Source organism: Streptomyces sp. 13-12-16 (assembly GCF_002114215.1).
Taxonomy (GTDB): domain Bacteria; phylum Actinomycetota; class Actinomycetes; order Streptomycetales; family Streptomycetaceae; genus Streptomyces.
On the sequence record NZ_NCTE01000418.1, the window covers coordinates 1 to 14,840 of the forward strand.

The 14,840-nt window shown below is 71.3% G+C and carries 14 protein-coding genes; 3 read left to right on the forward strand and 11 right to left on the reverse strand.

From position 1 onward, the window contains the following. The 4 genes from B7767_RS17035 to B7767_RS17050 all read right to left on the reverse strand — a co-directional run. Window positions 1–960 (reverse strand): beta-ketoacyl synthase N-terminal-like domain-containing protein (locus B7767_RS17035; protein ID WP_085572937.1); only part of this gene is annotated, 960 nt, incomplete at its 3' end. Then, window positions 957–2,225 (reverse strand): beta-ketoacyl synthase, encoded by a 1,269-nt coding sequence (locus tag B7767_RS17040; RefSeq protein ID WP_085572938.1) that lies wholly within the window; start codon window positions 2,223–2,225, stop codon window positions 957–959. The genes B7767_RS17035 and B7767_RS17040, both read right to left, overlap by 4 nt. Further along, window positions 2,222–2,689: a cupin domain-containing protein gene (locus B7767_RS17045; RefSeq protein WP_085572939.1), complete on the reverse strand. Its 468-nt coding sequence runs from the start codon at window positions 2,687–2,689 to the stop codon at window positions 2,222–2,224. The genes B7767_RS17040 and B7767_RS17045 overlap by 4 nt, the downstream gene beginning before the upstream one ends. Window positions 2,690–2,758: 69 nt before the next feature. Further along, complete coding sequence (locus B7767_RS17050) at window positions 2,759–3,883, reverse strand: SchA/CurD-like domain-containing protein (protein WP_085572940.1); 1,125 nt, start codon at window positions 3,881–3,883, stop codon at window positions 2,759–2,761. A gap of 235 nt (window positions 3,884–4,118) precedes the next feature. Between B7767_RS17050 and B7767_RS17055 the strand changes: the two genes are divergently transcribed. Continuing rightward, window positions 4,119–5,948, forward strand: a complete 1,830-nt coding sequence (locus B7767_RS17055; RefSeq protein ID WP_085572941.1) for an FAD-dependent monooxygenase — start codon at window positions 4,119–4,121, stop codon at window positions 5,946–5,948. A 24-nt stretch (window positions 5,949–5,972) separates the two neighbouring features. Here B7767_RS17055 and B7767_RS17060 read toward each other — a convergent pair whose 3' ends face one another. Next, entirely contained in the window at window positions 5,973–6,941 is a 969-nt protein-coding gene (locus B7767_RS17060) for a hypothetical protein (protein ID WP_085572942.1), read from the reverse strand. 160 nt (window positions 6,942–7,101) lie between these two features. After that, on the reverse strand, window positions 7,102–8,547 hold the full coding sequence (locus B7767_RS17065; RefSeq protein WP_085572943.1) for a glyceraldehyde-3-phosphate dehydrogenase: 1,446 nt from the start codon (window positions 8,545–8,547) through the stop codon (window positions 7,102–7,104). A 199-nt stretch (window positions 8,548–8,746) separates the two neighbouring features. Here B7767_RS17065 and B7767_RS17070 point away from each other — a divergent pair, with 199 nt between their 5' ends. After that, complete coding sequence (locus tag B7767_RS17070) at window positions 8,747–9,151, forward strand: SseB family protein (protein ID WP_073934951.1); 405 nt, start codon at window positions 8,747–8,749, stop codon at window positions 9,149–9,151. Window positions 9,152–9,165: 14 nt separating this feature from the next. Here the strand turns inward: B7767_RS17070 and B7767_RS17075 are convergent, their stop codons facing one another. The 5 genes from B7767_RS17075 to B7767_RS17095 all read right to left on the reverse strand — a co-directional run bounded on the left by B7767_RS17075 (window position 9,166) and on the right by B7767_RS17095 (window position 13,900). Further along, on the reverse strand, window positions 9,166–9,555 hold the full coding sequence (locus B7767_RS17075) for a MarR family winged helix-turn-helix transcriptional regulator (protein ID WP_085572954.1): 390 nt from the start codon (window positions 9,553–9,555) through the stop codon (window positions 9,166–9,168). 136 nt (window positions 9,556–9,691) lie between these two features. Then, window positions 9,692–10,723: a LacI family DNA-binding transcriptional regulator gene (locus B7767_RS17080; RefSeq protein WP_085572944.1), complete on the reverse strand. Its 1,032-nt coding sequence runs from the start codon at window positions 10,721–10,723 to the stop codon at window positions 9,692–9,694. Next, window positions 10,720–11,613 carry a carbohydrate ABC transporter permease gene (locus tag B7767_RS17085; RefSeq protein ID WP_085572945.1) on the reverse strand — a complete coding sequence of 298 codons (894 nt, stop codon included), beginning with the start codon at window positions 11,611–11,613 and terminating at the stop codon, window positions 10,720–10,722. The genes B7767_RS17080 and B7767_RS17085 overlap by 4 nt, the downstream gene beginning before the upstream one ends. After that, window positions 11,610–12,584 (reverse strand): carbohydrate ABC transporter permease, encoded by a 975-nt coding sequence (locus tag B7767_RS17090; protein WP_085572946.1) that lies wholly within the window; start codon window positions 12,582–12,584, stop codon window positions 11,610–11,612. The genes B7767_RS17085 and B7767_RS17090 overlap by 4 nt, the downstream gene beginning before the upstream one ends. After that, window positions 12,581–13,900, reverse strand: coding sequence for an ABC transporter substrate-binding protein (locus tag B7767_RS17095; protein WP_085572947.1), 1,320 nt, complete (start codon window positions 13,898–13,900; stop codon window positions 12,581–12,583). The genes B7767_RS17090 and B7767_RS17095 overlap by 4 nt, the downstream gene beginning before the upstream one ends. Before the next feature lie 218 nt (window positions 13,901–14,118). Here B7767_RS17095 and B7767_RS17100 point away from each other — a divergent pair. Further along, window positions 14,119–14,840 (forward strand): beta-galactosidase (locus B7767_RS17100; RefSeq protein ID WP_179167176.1); only part of this gene is annotated, 722 nt, incomplete at its 3' end.

A 14,840-nucleotide genomic window follows, 5' to 3' on the forward strand; every position in this document is an offset into this window, starting at 1 on the left:
GTCGGCGATCGCCAGCGCCTCGGCGCGGTCCGCCGCGGGGACGCCCATGGCGTCGGCGAACACGACGTCGATCTCCTCCGGCGCGCAGCCCGCCTCGTCGAGGGCGCCGCGGATCGCGCGGGCCAGCCCCTCCCGGGACTCCGCCCAGCGGGAGGCCCCGGTGAACGTGGCGGCGTGGCCGGCCACGACGGCCCGTACGGGCACCCCGCGGTCACGGGCACGGAACTCGTCCTCGACGACGAGCAGCGCGCCGCCCTCGGCGGGCACGAAGCCGCACGCCTTCTCGGTGAACGGGCGGTAGGCGCGGTCGGGGTCGTCGAGGGTGCTGAGCTCGGGGTAGCCGAGCTGGCACACCATCGAGTACGGGGCCAGCGGCGCCTCCGTGGCCCCCACGACCATGACGTCGGTGCCGCGGCCCACGGCCCGGCTCGCGTGCGCGAGGCAGTCCAGACCGCCCGCCTCGTCGCTCGCCACCACCCCGCAGGGTCCCTTGAGGCCGCCGCGGATGGAGATCTGGCCGGTGCTCGCGGCGTAGAACCAGGCGATGGACTGGTAGGGGCCGACGAACTTGGAGCCCTTTCCCCAGAGTTTCTGCAGTTCGCGCTGGCCGAACTCGCCGCCGCCCGAGCCGGCTGCGGTGACCACGCCGACCGAGAACGGATCGGCGGGTTCGCCGCCGAGTCCGGCGTCGTCGAGGGCGAGGGCGGCGGCGGCCATCGCGAAGTGGCTGAACCGGTCGGTCTGCACCAGGAACCGGTCCTCGATGAGGGCCGCCGGGTCGAAGGCCCGGACCTCACCCGCCACCCGCAGCGGCAGATGGTCACAGCCCTCGCGGCTGATCAGATCCAGCACGCTGAGGCCTTCGCGGACGGACTTCCAGTAGGCGTCGGTCCGCAGTCCGTTGGGCGCGACCACACCGATGCCGGTGACGGCCGCGCGCCCGGGGCGCCGATTGCTCATCGTGTCCTCCCACCCGGCCCGGACAGCAGTACCGCGGACTGGAAGCCGCCGAATCCGCTGCCGACGGAGAGCACATGGTTCAGCTTCCGCGGGCGGGCGGTGCGCGGCACGTAGTCCAGGTCGCACTCGGGGTCGGGGGTCTCGTAGTTCGCCGTGGGCGGCACCACCTGGTGCTTCAGCGCGAGGACGCAGGCGACCACCTCGATCGCGCCGATCGCGCCCAGCGAGTGCCCCACCATCGACTTGATGGAGCTCATGGGCGTCTCGTGGGCGTGCGCGCCCAGGGACCGCTTCACGGCGGCCGTCTCGTGCCGGTCGTTCTGCCGGGTGCCGGAGCCGTGCGCGTTGACGTAGTCGATCAGCGTGGGGTCGATACGGGCCTGGTCGAGCGTGGTGTCGATCGCCCGGGCCATCTCCAGTCCCTCACTGGTCAGACCGGTCATGTGGTAGGCGTTGCCGTAGGTGGCGTAGCCGCTGATCTCGCAGAGGATCTCCGCGCCGCGGGCCCGCGCGTGCTCGTACTCCTCCAGGACGAGTACGGCCGCGCCCTCGCCCATCACGAAACCGTCGCGGTGGGCGTCGAAGGGCCGGGAGGCGTGCTCGGGGTCGTCGTTGTTGGGCGACGTCGCCTTGATGGCGTCGAAGCAGGCCATCGTGATCGGTGAGATCGGCGAGTCCGACGCCCCGGCGATGCAGACGTCGGCCCGGCCCTCGGCGATGGTGTGGAAGGCGTAGCCGACCGCGTCGAGCCCGGAGGTGCAGCCGGTGGAGACGGTCTGCACCGGGCCCCGGGCGTCGAACCGTTCGGCGACGGTCGAGGCGAGGGTGCTCGGCGAGAACGCCAGGTGCAGCTTCGGCCCGGCCTGCCGGTGGTCCACGTCCCAGCGCCGGCCGCCCTCGCTGACCAGCACGTAGTCGTGTTCCAGCCGGGTGGTGCCGCCGACCGCGCTGCCCAGCGAGACCGCGGTGCGCCACGGGTCCGCGGTCCCGGTGTCGAGTCCGGAGTCGCGCACGGCCTCGGCGGCGGCGACCACGGCGAACTGGATGTACCGGTCCGCGTGTTGGCACAGATCCGCGTCCAGGCCGTGCTCGAACGGGTCGAAGTCGCACTCGGCGGCTATGCGCGAGCGCAGACCGGCCGGATCGAACAGGGAGATGCCGCGGGTCGCGGTGCGGCCGGCTGCCAGAAGATCCCAGAACGCCGTCGCCCCGATGCCGCCGGGAGCGACCACACCTATACCGGTGACGGCCACTCGCCGGGTCATTTTATGGCCTCGCTCGGCTCGGCCGGCCGGCCGGCCTCGGGACCGCCGACCGTCAACTGCGGCCCGGCGGGGGCGCTTTCGGTCTCCTCGGTGTCGACGTGGCCGAGACTCGGGTGCGGGGCGAGCGGGCCCAGGTGGAACACCATGCGGGCCTCCCGGTCGCCGACGTTGCGGAAGCGGTGCCGCATGTCGATGGGGATCATCAGTCCCTGCTCGGCGCGGAGCGCGAACGGCTCGCCGTCCAGGTCCACTTCGAGCGCGCCGCTGACCACGTACACGAACTCCTCGGAGTACGGGTGGTAGTGCTCGCCGATGCGCTCGCCGGGCTTGATGATCGCCAGGCCCATGAAGCCGCTGGTGGAGCCCACGGTGGCCGGGGTGAGCAGGGTTCTGAGGTCACCTCCGCGCCGGCGGTTGGGTTCCGTCTCGCTCAGGTCCACGATGCGTGGATGCTGCTTGGACATGGTTGTTACCTCCGGGTGTGCCGGTGACGTCCGGGCGTCCGCGGCCGAGGACGTCACCGCTGTGGACCGTCAGGAATCCGCGGAGCTGCGGTCGGTGACGGGCATCATGTCGGCGTGCGCCAGGAGCCGGTGCAGGGTGCGCTCCGAGTCCAGGGAGCCCTCGACGCCGATCGCGGCGCCGTCCAGGAGACGCTCCAGCTCGGCCGCCTTGCCCGGGGCCTTGATGCCGAGCGCTGCGGCGGGGTCGAGATCGAGTTCGCCGGTGACGTCGATCATGCGGACCACGATGTCGTCGCGCTGGAAGACGGTGCTCGCGTACACCGGGCTGTCCGGGTCGTTCGCCGCGGCCTCGTCCTGGTGGGCGAGGAACCGGGCCAGCTCGAGGCCGTGGCCCGTCATGGCCGGGTAGTACAGCATGTGCCGCCGCAGATCGGCGGGTTCCGGACGGCCGGCCGCCACGTGCTGCATGGCCGGGAGCGCCGCCCGGGTGAAGAAGACCCGCGCGGAGTCGGAGTCGGACAGGTCCCGGTCCTGCTCCAGATAGGGGTTGATGGCCTCCTCCACCGCCTGGACCTCGGGCTGGCTGGCCACGTGGCACAGGGTGGCCAGCAGGTCGCCCTCGACCTCCACGGCCCGTACGACGCGGTTGCCGTGCATGAAGAGGGAGGTGCGGTGCAGTCGCGTGGTGCCGTTGATGCGCGTCTCGGGCGCGTCGTAGTTGGCCAGGATGTCCACGACCTTGGACTCGGAGCCCGGCTTCACGGTGAAGGTGAGGGCGTGGCGGGTGATCCCGGCGCCCACGCGTGCCGCCTTCTGCAGACTCGCCCGCGCGACCTCGGTGGTGAGCGGCTGGTCCGGGTGGGTCTCGCGCAGGACGCTGTAGCGCATCGACCGGGTGTCCCGGACGCAGCTGTGCATCGGCCGGACGATCTGGATGTGCTCCTCGCTGTTCACCCACGCGAGGAACGGCAGGGCGCTCTCCCATTCGCTGGTGATGAGCCACTGCGAGGGGTTCTCGATCGACTGGCACAGTTGGTCACTGATGTGACCGGGGACGGACGCGACCTTGTTGCGCATGTGCTCGTACGCGTCGAGGAACTGCTCCTGGGCCCCCTCGTACAGGTCGAGCAGCAGGATCACCCGCAGCCTCGAGCCGTCGAACGCCGACTGCGATATGCGTGCCGACATGGTCATCCGGCGCACCTCTCCTCTTCGTCGGAAGGTCGGGAACGACCGCCGTGCCCGTCCGAGGGCCGGGGTCGCCATGAGTCGATCGTTGACGCGATCTTCCGGTGCGCGCGAGCGACACGGGGCAGGTGGGTGAACCGCGTGTCATCCGGGTGCCGCCGGGACGCGAACCGTCCCGCACCGGGCATGAAAGGTGCGTCCTGTTCCACAGCCCGTCGAGGGCGACGCTGGAGGCGTTTCAATGAATCGATCGGATACGGCCGGCCGGGCGGATCACCGCACGCCGGTCCTCATCGTCGGCGGTTCCCTGGTGGGCCTGTCGATGTCCCTGTTCCTGGGGCGCCTCGGCGTGCCGCACACGCTCGTCGAACGCCACGCGGGCACGTCGATCCACCCGCGCGGGCGGGGGAACAACGTGCGCACCATGGAGCTGTTCCGGGCGGCCGGGGTCGAGGAGCGCATCGGCCGGGCCGCGTCGGTCCTGGCGGAGAACCACGGCATCTGGCAGACCCCGAGCCTGGCGGGCGACGAGGGCGAGTGGCTGCTCCAGGAGATCGACCCCGGTGGCGGGCTCGCCCGCTTCAGCCCCAGCGGGTGGTGCCTGTGCAGCCAGAACGACCTGGAACCGGTGCTCCTCGAGGGAGCCCGGGAGCTCGGCGGGGACCTGCGCTTCGGGACGGAGATGCTCTCCTTCGACCAGGACGCCGAGGGTGTGACGGTGCTGGTCAAGAGCCGGGAGACCGGCGAGCACACCAGGATCCGGGCGGACTACCTCGTCGCCGCCGACGGCCCGCGCAGCCCCGTCCGCGAGGCGCTGGGCATCGGGCAGAACGGCCCGGGCGACCTGTTCCACAACGTGAGCCTCACGTTCACCTCCCGTGGCCTCGCCGGCGTCGTCGGGGACCGGCGGTTCATCGTCTGCTACCTGACCAACCCGGAGGCCGACGGGGCCCTGCTGCCGGTCGACAACCGGGAGCACTGGGTGTTCCACGCCCCCTGGCACCCCGAACACGGCGAGACCCTCGAGGAGTTCACCGACGAGCGGTGCGTCGCCCACATCCGCAAGGCCGTCGGCGTGCCGGACCTCGACGTGGAGATCACCGGCCGGGCCGCCTGGCACGCCGCCGAGCGGGTCGCCGAACGGTACGCCGACGGCCGGGTGTTCCTGGCCGGCGACTCGGCCCACGAGATGTCGCCCACCGGGGCGTTCGGCTCCAACACCGGTATCCAGGACGCCCACAACCTCGCCTGGAAGCTGGCCGCCGTGCTCGGCGGCTGGGCCGCGCCCGGCCTGCTGGAGTCCTACGACGCCGAACGCCGGCCCGTCGCGGAGGCGACCAGCGCCCGTGCCTCCTCCCGTTCGAGCGAGCACAGCCACCCCGGCTACACCCCCGCCCCCGGCGCCCCCGCCCTCGGCGCCCCCGCACCCGGTGGTCCCGGAGCCGGCGGTCCTGGTGGCCCCGGTGGTCCCGGCGCCCCCGTCCTCGGTGGTCCCGGAGCAGGTGGTCCCGGTGGCCCCGGCGGTCCCGGAGCAGGTGGTCCCGGCGGCCCCGGTGGTCCCGGAGCAGGTGGCCCCGGCGGTCCCGGGATGAAGCCGGGCGGCATCCTCAACGTGGCGCTCTGCTACCGCTACCCGCGCGGCGCGGTCCTGGGCGCCGACCCGGCGACGCCGGTCATCCCCGACGGGGTGATGCTGACCGGAGAGCCCGGCAGCCGCGCCCCGCACGTGTGGCTGGACCGCTCCGGCACCCGGATCTCCACGCTCGACCTGTACGAGCGGTCGTGCGTGCTGCTGAGTTCCGCGGACGGCGCCTGTGACTGGCACACCGCGGCGGCGAAGGTCGCGAAGGACCTGTCCGTACCGCTCGACGCGTACCGGGTGGGCGACGGCCGGGGCGCGGAACTGATCCCCGAGGACGGTGCCGACTGGGCCCGGGCGCACGGGATCACCGAGGACGGCGCGGTACTGGTCCGCCCCGACGGCTTCGTCGCCTGGCGCTCCGAAGGACCCGTACAGGACCCGGCGGCGGTGCTGCGGGAGGCAGTCACCACCGTCCTGGCACGGAACTGACGGGGGAGCGGCGGCCGGTGGACGTCACCCTCCGCCGACGCCGCCCTGCCGTCCCCGTTCCGCCTTGGCCTGGTGCTGCTCGAACCGCTGGAGTGCGGGTCCGTCGGTGTTCCACGGCCAGGGCGTGACCGTGCCCTGCAGCGTCTGGAACACGTGGTGCGCGTCGACGGCCCGGCCGGCCGCGCACAGCGCGTACGCCAGCACGTTCAGATCGGCCTGCGCCGCCGCGTGCTGGAAGAAACCCGGCTTCGCCCACAGCGCGGCCGCCTGGTCCAGCGCGGCCGCGATCTGTCCGCCCTCCCACAGCTGACCGGCCGTCATGGCGCGCACCCCGCCCTGCGCCAGCAGCCCCTGGTACTGCCGCACGGCCGCGGTCAGCTCGACCGCCGCACACGCCGCGTTGGCCGGGATACGGGTGCGTACCACGTCGACGAAGTCGAGGACGGCCGCGCTGGACCCGCCTTCCTCCGGCGACAGGTACGCGAGCATCTGCAGATACGCCTCACGGTGCCAGCGGTCGCGCCCGGTGGCCTCCCGCCAGACGGCGTTGACGTCGTTCTGGCCGTAGCGCTCGATCCGGGACACACCGAGCAGGACCACCCACGGCAGCGGATCCTCCGGTCTTCGCTCGGCGGCCTGGTGGCACCGGGAGACCAACTGCCCGGCGTCCTCCAGGTGTCCGTCCCGCAGACCGCGCACCAGCCCGGTCCAGGAGTGGAACACCAGGGCGTCCGCGCTCTGCGGCTCCCGGTCCAGCCACGCCGCCGCGATCCCCGTGTCGGCCGTCGCCTCGGCCAGTACGGACACCCGGTGGCCGCGACGGTCCCAGTCGTCCCCCGTCTCCTCCAGCAAGGAGGAGACGAGGGCCATGTCCGCGGCCCTGCCGCCCCCGTTCCGCTTGCTCAACCGCCCCAGCACGCGCGCCAGCTCGGCGTCGTCGAGGGCGGGCACGATACGGGGGCGTTTACCGGTGCGACTGCTGAAGAGGGCCATGCCGGAAGACTAGGAACTCCACGCGCCCCGGCAACCCGAACGGGGTGATCGTTACCGATCTGCCCCTTACCACCGGTACAGCGGGCAGACCGGGGCGGGGACGGGCATCCCGCCCGCCCCGCCCCTTCGTCGCGTCCGTTCCGCTTGCCGGCTTTCCGGGTCAGACCGCCGGTGCCGGGTAGGTCGGGTACTCCACACCGGAAACGTACTGCACGACCCGGATGACCTGGCAGGAGTAGCCGAACTCGTTGTCGTACCAGAGGTAGAGGATCGCGTTGTCGCCCTCGACCTTCAGCGCGCCGGCGTCGACGATCGAGGCGTGGCGCGAGCCGATGAAGTCGCTGGAGACCGCGTCGGGCGCGCTGATGAAGTCGATCTGGCGCTTGAGCGGCGAGGTCAGTGACACGTTGCGCAGGTGGTCGAGGACCTCCTGACGGTCGGTGGCGCGGCCGAGCTGGAGGTTGAGGATCGCGATCGAGACGTCCGGCACGGGCACCCGGATCGAGCTGCCGGTGATGGTCGCGTCGAGGTCGGGCAGTGCCTTGGCGACGGCCGAGGCGGCACCCGTCTCGGTGATCACCATGTTCAGCGGCGCCGAACGGCCGCGGCGCTCCGACTTGTGGTAATTGTCCAGCAGGTTCTGGTCGTTGGTGAACGAGTGCACCGTCTCCACGTGCCCGCGCAGCACCCCGTACTCGTCCGCCATCGCCTTCAGCGGCGGCACGATCGCGTTGGTGGTGCAGGACGCGCAGGACAGGATCCGCTCGTCCGGCTTGAGGGTGTCGTGGTTGACGCCGTGCACGATGTTGGGCACGTCGCCCTTGCCGGGCGCGGTGAGCACCACCTTGTCGATGCCGGGACGCAGGTGCAGCGAAAGCCCCTCGCGGTCGCGCCACTTGCCGGTGTTGTCGATGAGGATGGCGTTCTTGATGCCGTACGCCGTGTAGTCGATCTCCGTCGGGTCGCCCGCGTAGATCACCTTGACGGTGTTGCCGTTGGCGGTGATCGTGCTGTTCGCCTCGTCGACGGTGATGGTGCCCTGGAACTGGCCGTGCACGGAGTCGCGGCGCAGCAGCGAGGCCCGCTTGACGATGTCCTGCTCACCGCCCCGGCGGACCACGATCGCGCGCAGGCGAAGGCCGTTGCCGGACCCCGACTTCTCGATGAGCAGCCGGGCCAGGAGGCGGCCGATGCGGCCGAAGCCGTAGAGGACGACGTCGCGCGGCTCGCGGCGGTCGATCTTGTCGGCGCCGGTCGCGCCGGCGACGGCCTCCGCGGTGAACTCGGCCACCGACTGGCCCCGGTCGTCGGCGCGGTAGGCCTCGGCGAGCAGGCCGATGTCGATCTGGGAGGGGCCGAGGTCGAGCGTGGTGAGCGCCTGGAGGAAGGGCAGCGTCTCGGTGACCGAGAGCTCCTCGCCGGCGATCTGCCGGGCGAAGCGGTGGGTCTTGAGGATGCTGACCACCGACTTGTTCACCAAGGAGCGGCTGTGCAGCAGGACGGTGACGTCCCGCTCGCGGTGCAGCTTCCCGATGATCGGGATCATCGACTCCGCGATCTCCTCGCGGTGCTTCCAGCTGGTGAACGAGTCTTCGTTGACAGTCACAGGATCATCTTTCGAGCTAGAGGGTGCTCATATGATAGCCATGTGGATCGTCGGGTCCGGAGGGGGTGCCGGAAGGCCGGTGAGCGGGCCGGAACTCGCAGGGTTGCGTGACATGCGAACGGGTACGCGTGCAGCACCGTGCCCGGGCCGGACCTTGTCCCGGGAAGGCCGTACGACCGCCGCTACCAGGGAATCTGCCATGGAGACACCCGCGCACGAGAACAACGCCCCCACGCCCGCGCAGCGGGCCCTGGACGCCCTGTCGGAGAACACCGAGGACACGATGGCGCTGGACGCCCTCGCCAACAGTGACGTGCTGATCCCGGTCCCGGACGACGCGGGCGACGAGGAGGCCGCCGACCCCGGCGCGGTCGCCCTTCCGGTGCTGGAGCAGCCGGGCGGCACCCAGGTGGTGCCCGTGTTCACGTCCGAACTGGAGATGGCCGGACTGCTGCCGTTCGTCTCCCGTTACCGGCTCGTCCCGCTCGGCGCGCTCGCCGCCCAGTGGCCGGCCGAGGAGCTGTCACTCACCATCGACGGCAGCTCCGAGCACCGTCTGACACTCACCTCGGAGGGGGTGCGCACGCTGCTGGCCCGCCCGTAGGTCCGGCCCGGGCCCTATGCGTCCAGGGCGCGGGCGAGTGCGGCGCGCTGGACCGGCAGCGTCTCGGCGTGCAGCTCACGCCCCTTCGGTGTGAGCTGCACATACACCCCGCGCCGGTCCTCCAGGCACATGCTGCGCTCCACCAGGCCGTCCTTCTCCAGGCGGGCGATGAGACGGGACAGCGCGCTCTGGCTGAGGTGGACCCGGCCCACCAGGTTCTGCACCCGGCACTGCTCGCCGTCCGGGGGTGTCGCGGTCGTGAGCAGATCGAGCACCTCGAAGTCGGAGGCGCCCAGACCGTACGGATGCAGCGCGCGGTCGATCTCGCCCAGGGTGCGCGCGTGCACCGCGAGGATGTCACGCCACCGTTCCTCGAGCCGCGCCCCGGCCGTCTCCGCTGCCATACCCGAACGGTAACACTTGTCCGACATTCAATGAATGCGCAACAAACGTGCGACGACGGTCCTGCACGGCAGGCCGGGCGGGCGCGTCCGGGAACGGACCGGCGACCTCGCCGGGGGCGGGGACCCCGCACGGGGCCTACGTCGAGTCCCGCTTCACCAGCTCCGTCGGCAGGATCACCGCCGCCGGGTCCTCGCCGCCGATCTGCGCCAGCAGCACCCGCACCATCTCCGTGCTGATGCGGTCCCAGGGCTGGCGGATCGTGGTGAGCTCGGGACTCGCGGCGACGGCCGCGGGGGAGTCGTCGAAACCGCCGACCGCGACGTCCTCCGGCACCCGGCGCCCCGCCCGGTGCAGCGCGGCGAGCACCCCCTGGGCCATCAGGTCGGAGGCGACGAACACCGCGTCCACGTCCGGGGCCCGCGCCAGCAGCCGCTCGGCACCGGCCTCGCCGCTGGCCCGGCTGTAGTCGCCGGAGACGACCAGCCGCTCGTCGGCCTCGACGCCCGCCTCGGCGAGCACCTCCCGGTAACCGGCCAGACGCTCCACACCACCGGGGGTGTCGAGCGGACCGGTCACCACGCCGATCCGGCGCCGGCCGAGCGCCAGCAGGTGCCGCACCATGTCCCGCGCGCCGTCCCGGTCGTCGGCGGCCACGTAACTGACCTTCGAGCCCATCCCGATCGGCTTGCCGCACGCGACCAGCGGCACCCCCGCCGCCCGCAGCTCCTCCGCCACCGGGTCACCGGAGTGGCTGGACACCAGCAGCACCCCGTCGACGTGCCCGGCGGTGATGTACCGCGTGATGCGCCGCCGCTCGTCGTCCGTACCGGCCAGCATCAGCAGCAGCGGCACGTCGTGCGCGGCCAGCGCCTGCGTGCAACCCCGCAGCAGGACGTTGAAGTTGGGGTCCTCGAAGAACCGCTCCTGGGGCTCCGTGAGCAGGAAGCCCACCGAGTCGGAGCGGCCGGTGATCAGCGAGCGGGCGTGCCGGTTGACGACGTAACCCGTCCTGCGGATCGCGGCGTTGACCGCGTCCGCGGCGGCGGGGCTGACGTAGTGGCCGCCGTTGAGCACCCGTGAGACGGTGCCGCGCGAGACCCCGGCCTCGCGCGCCACGTCGTGGATCGTCGGCGGCTTGCGCCTGCCCCCCGTGTTGCCCATGGTCATGACTTTACGGCCCCGGAGAGCAGATCCAGACTCCAGAACCGCTGGACGACCAGGAACAGCGCGACCAGCGGGAACACGGCGAGGAAGGCGCCCGTGATCACCAGGGTGTACAGCGCGGGGGTGTTGGCGCCCTGTTCGAGCAGGGTGTGCAGACCGAGGGTGATCGGGAACTTCTCGTCGTCGCTGAGCATGATGTACGGCAGCAGGAAGTTGTTCCAGATCGCCACGAACTGGAACAGGAAGACCGTGACCAGTCCGGGCGCCATCATCGGCAGCGCGACCCGGGAGAAGATCCGCCACTCGCCCGCGCCGTCCATCCGCCCCGCCTCCACCACGTCCGCCGGCACCGCGGCCGCGGCGTAGATCCGCGCGAGGTAGACGCCGTACGGGGAGAGGATCTGCGGCAGCAGCACGGCCAGGTAGGAGTCCGTGAGGTCCGCCTTCGCCAGCAGCAGGTACTGCGGGACGGCGAGGATCACCGGCGGCATCAGCACACCCGCGAGCAGCACGTTGAACAGCGTCTCGCGGCCCCGGAAGCGGTAGACCGCCAGCGCGTAGCCGCTGAACGCCGACACGCACGTCGACAGCAGCGCGCCCGCCACGGCGTACAGGGCGGAGTTGCCCATCCACTGCCAGTAGACGCCGTCGCGGTAGGCGTTCAGGTCGGAGAGGTTGTCGGCGAAGCCGGTGCCCGGCCAGAACGTGAAGGTGGAGAACAGCTCCGAGCCGGACTTGGTGGACGCGATGACCACCCAGGCGACCGGCAGCAGGCAGTACAGCGCGCCGAGCAGCAGCGTCACGGTCGGGACCAGCGCGGTCCTGCGGGGGCGCGCCGGGCCGCGGGCGGTGCCGGCCGTGGGCTCGGCCTTGGGCAGGGCCAGAGAGCTCATCGGGCCGCCTCCTGCTTGTTGCGTCGGTTCGTCGCCCGCAGGAACCCGAAGGACAGCACCAGGGTGGCGAGCGCGATGAGGGTCGCCTGGGCGGCGGCCGCGTGGATGTCGCCGTTGCCGAAGGCGTCCTGGTACACCTTCATCAGCGGACTCCAGGTGGTGGACACGGAGTTGGTGAGCGGCTTGAGGACGGTCGGTTCGCTGAACACCTGGAGCGTCGCGATGATCGAGAAGAAGAAGGTCAGCACCAGCGAGGGCGCCACCATCGGGATCTTGATCCGCAGCGCGATCTGCAGCGGGGTGGCGCCGTCCAGCTTGGCCGCCTCGTACACCTCGGCCGGGATGGCCCGCAGCGCGGTGTAGATGACGATCATGTTGAAGCCGGTGCCGCCCCAGACCGCGATGTTCGACAGCGCCAGGTACAGCGGCCCGCCGTCCAGCAGGTCCGGCTGCGGCAGACCGAACCTGTCGAGCACGAAGTAGAACGGGCTCACGTCCGGCAGGTACAGGAAGCCCCACAGCAGGGCCGCCACCACACCGGGGATCGCGTACGGCAGGAAGATCGCGAGCCGGGTGAAGGGGGCGAGCCGCACCTTCTCGGAGTCGAGCATCAGCGCGAACAGCAGCGCCAGGCCCAGCATGACCGGCACCACGATGCAGCCGTAACCGAGCACGCGCAGCGCGCCGTTCAGCAGCTCGCTGTCGGACAGGGCGCCGGTGTAGTTCTCCAGACCGGCCCAGACCTCCTCGCGGGCACCGGCCCCGAGGCCGAGCCCGGAGACCCGCACCTTGCGGAAGCTGAGCCAGACGGCGTATCCGATGGGCAGCGCGAAGAACAGGAGGAACAGGAGGATCGCGGGGACGAGGAAGAAGTAGGGGGCGCTTCGCGCTCGTTCGAGGGCGGTGGGAGACGGGTGGGCGTACGGGGCCCCCTTGGCCCCGTACGACGTCCGGCGGGCCGGGGACTTCACTCCGCGACTCCGAAGCCCTGCTTCTTCAGGTCGGCGACCGTGTCCTGCTGCATGGTGTCCAGGGCGGCGGTGAAGTCCGACTTGTTCTTCGCGGCGGCTCCGAAGGCGTCCTTGAACGTCGTGTAGGCGACGTTGACGTTCGGTCCCCAGGCGGACGGCGCGGTGGTCTCCGCGATCGCGGCGGCCTTCTTGTAGAAGTCGGGCTGGTTGGCGAAGTACTCGGGCGGGCTCATGAAGGCGCCGCTGAGCTGGGCCGAGGTGGAGGCCGGGTAGATGCCGCCCTCCTTCGCCAGTGCGTTGAGCGCGTCGCCGTCGGTGTTCAGCCAGGCGGCGAACTCCGCGGCGGCCTCCTTGTTCTTCGAGTCGGTGGTCACACCGGTGGAGGAACCGCCCCAGCTGCCGGTGCGGCTCTCGTCGTCGCTCCACTGGGGGAGCGGGGCCATGGCCCACTTGCCCTTGGTGTCGGGCGCGGCCGTGGTCAGCGTGCCCGGCGCCCACACCGCGCTCACCCACGCGATCTGCTTGCCGGTGTTGAGCGCCTTGTTCCAGGCCGGGGTGTACATCGGCTGGTTGTCGATGGCGCCCTCCGCGACCAGGCCGCCCCAGAACTCGGCGACCTTCCTGGTGGCGTCGTCGTCGATGCCGACCTTCCACTTGTCGCCGGAGGTGGTCCACCACTGGGCGCCGGCCTGCTGGGCGAGGCCCGCGAACAGGCCGGAGTCGTTGGCGGAGAAGGTGGTCAGGTCCTTGTCGGGGGCCTTCTTCTTCAGCTCGCGGGCCGTCTCGGCGAACTCCTCCCAGGTGGCCGGGACGGAGAGCCCGTACTGCTTGAACAGGTCCTCGCGGTAGTAGAACATCATCGGCCCGATGTCCTGCGGGACCGCGTAGACGGCGTCCGTGCCGAGCGTGGTCTGCTGCCAGACGCCCTCGGCGAACTTGCTCTTCGCGTCCCCCACGGTGTCGCCTATGTCGGCGAGCGCGTCATTGCTGACCAGTGTGGGCAGCGCCTGGTACTCCGCCTGCACCAGGTCGGGCGCCTTGCCGGCCTTGTGCGCGGTGAGGATCTTGGTGACCAGCGTGTCGCCGGACGCCTGCTTCTTCACCGTGACGGTGATCTGCTCCTTCTTGCCCGGCCCCTTGTTCCACAGGTCGACGACCTTGTCCATGCCGGGGGTCCAGGTCCAGTACGTCAGTGAGACCGGGCCCGACCCGGCCTCGCCGTCGTCGGACGAGGAGCCGCAGGCGGCGAGTGCGGTGGCGCCGAGCGTGACGGCGACGGCGGAACTCACGAGGCGACGGCGCTTCGTGTACGGCATGGAACTCTCCCCTGACCTGGGCCCTCGCCTCGTGCGAAGGCCTGCTGCACTCCCTGCGCGGCTCGCCCCGGGGCGCTCGCGCTGCTTCTGTGAGCGTTCACAGTAGAGAAACATCCCGGACACTTGTCAATGGTTGTTGCTGTGCGGTTATGTTGGCCCCGCGCCACCAAAAATGTGTGTGCACGTTCCCAAAAGATCGACACATCGGGAGAGAATCCATGCCGGAGACCACCCCCAGGGGCCTCACCGGGCTCGCCTTCGGTGGGGACTACAACCCCGAGCAGTGGCCGGAAGACGTCTGGGACGAGGACGTACGGCTGATGCGGGAGGCCGGCGTCACCATGGTGAGCGCCGGGATCTTCTCCTGGGCCCTGCTGGAGCCCGCGCCCGGCGAGTACGACTTCGGCTGGCTCGACCGGAACCTCGACCTGCTCCACGGAGCCGGCGTCCGCGTCGACCTCGGCACGCCCACCGTGGCGCCGCCCGCCTGGTTCTACCGCGCCCACCCCGACGCGCTGCCCGTCACCGAGGACGGCGCGCGCCTGGAGTTCGGCTCCCGCGGCGCCATCTGCCACAGCAACGCCGACTACCGGGCCGCCGCCGCGAACATCACCACGAAGCTCGCCGAGCGCTACGGCGACCACCCCGCGCTCGCCATGTGGCACGTCCACAACGAGTACGGCGTTCCCGTCTCCGCCTGCTACTGCGACTCCTGCGCCGCCCACTTCCGCCGCTGGCTGGAGCGGGAGTACGGCACGGTCGGCGCCGTCAACGAGGCCTGGGGGACCGCCTTCTGGGGCCAGCGCTACGCCGGCTTCGACGAGATCAACCCGCCGCGCCGGACCCCGACGGTCGGCAACCCGGCCCAGGCGCTGGACTACCGGCGGTTCGCCGACGCCACCATGCGCGAGAACTTCACGGCCGAGCGGGACATCCTGCA

Excerpts from the sequence above, each read along its gene's own strand:
- B7767_RS17095 (WP_085572947.1), bottom strand. The coding sequence starts at position 13,900 with ATGCCGTACACGAAGCGCCGTCGCCTCGTGAGTTCCGCCGTCGCCGTC.
- B7767_RS17080 (WP_085572944.1), bottom strand. The coding sequence starts at position 10,723 with ATGACCATGGGCAACACGGGGGGCAGGCGCAAGCCGCCGACGATCCAC.
- B7767_RS17060 (WP_085572942.1), bottom strand. The coding sequence starts at position 6,941 with ATGGCCCTCTTCAGCAGTCGCACCGGTAAACGCCCCCGTATCGTGCCC.
- B7767_RS17070 (WP_073934951.1), top strand. The coding sequence starts at position 8,747 with ATGGAGACACCCGCGCACGAGAACAACGCCCCCACGCCCGCGCAGCGG.
- B7767_RS17050 (WP_085572940.1), bottom strand. The coding sequence starts at position 3,883 with ATGACCATGTCGGCACGCATATCGCAGTCGGCGTTCGACGGCTCGAGG.
- B7767_RS17045 (WP_085572939.1), bottom strand. The coding sequence starts at position 2,689 with ATGTCCAAGCAGCATCCACGCATCGTGGACCTGAGCGAGACGGAACCC.
- B7767_RS17040 (WP_085572938.1), bottom strand. The coding sequence starts at position 2,225 with ATGACCCGGCGAGTGGCCGTCACCGGTATAGGTGTGGTCGCTCCCGGC.
- B7767_RS17085 (WP_085572945.1), bottom strand. The coding sequence starts at position 11,613 with ATGAGCTCTCTGGCCCTGCCCAAGGCCGAGCCCACGGCCGGCACCGCC.
- B7767_RS17055 (WP_085572941.1), top strand. The coding sequence starts at position 4,119 with ATGAATCGATCGGATACGGCCGGCCGGGCGGATCACCGCACGCCGGTC.
- B7767_RS17075 (WP_085572954.1), bottom strand. The coding sequence starts at position 9,555 with ATGGCAGCGGAGACGGCCGGGGCGCGGCTCGAGGAACGGTGGCGTGAC.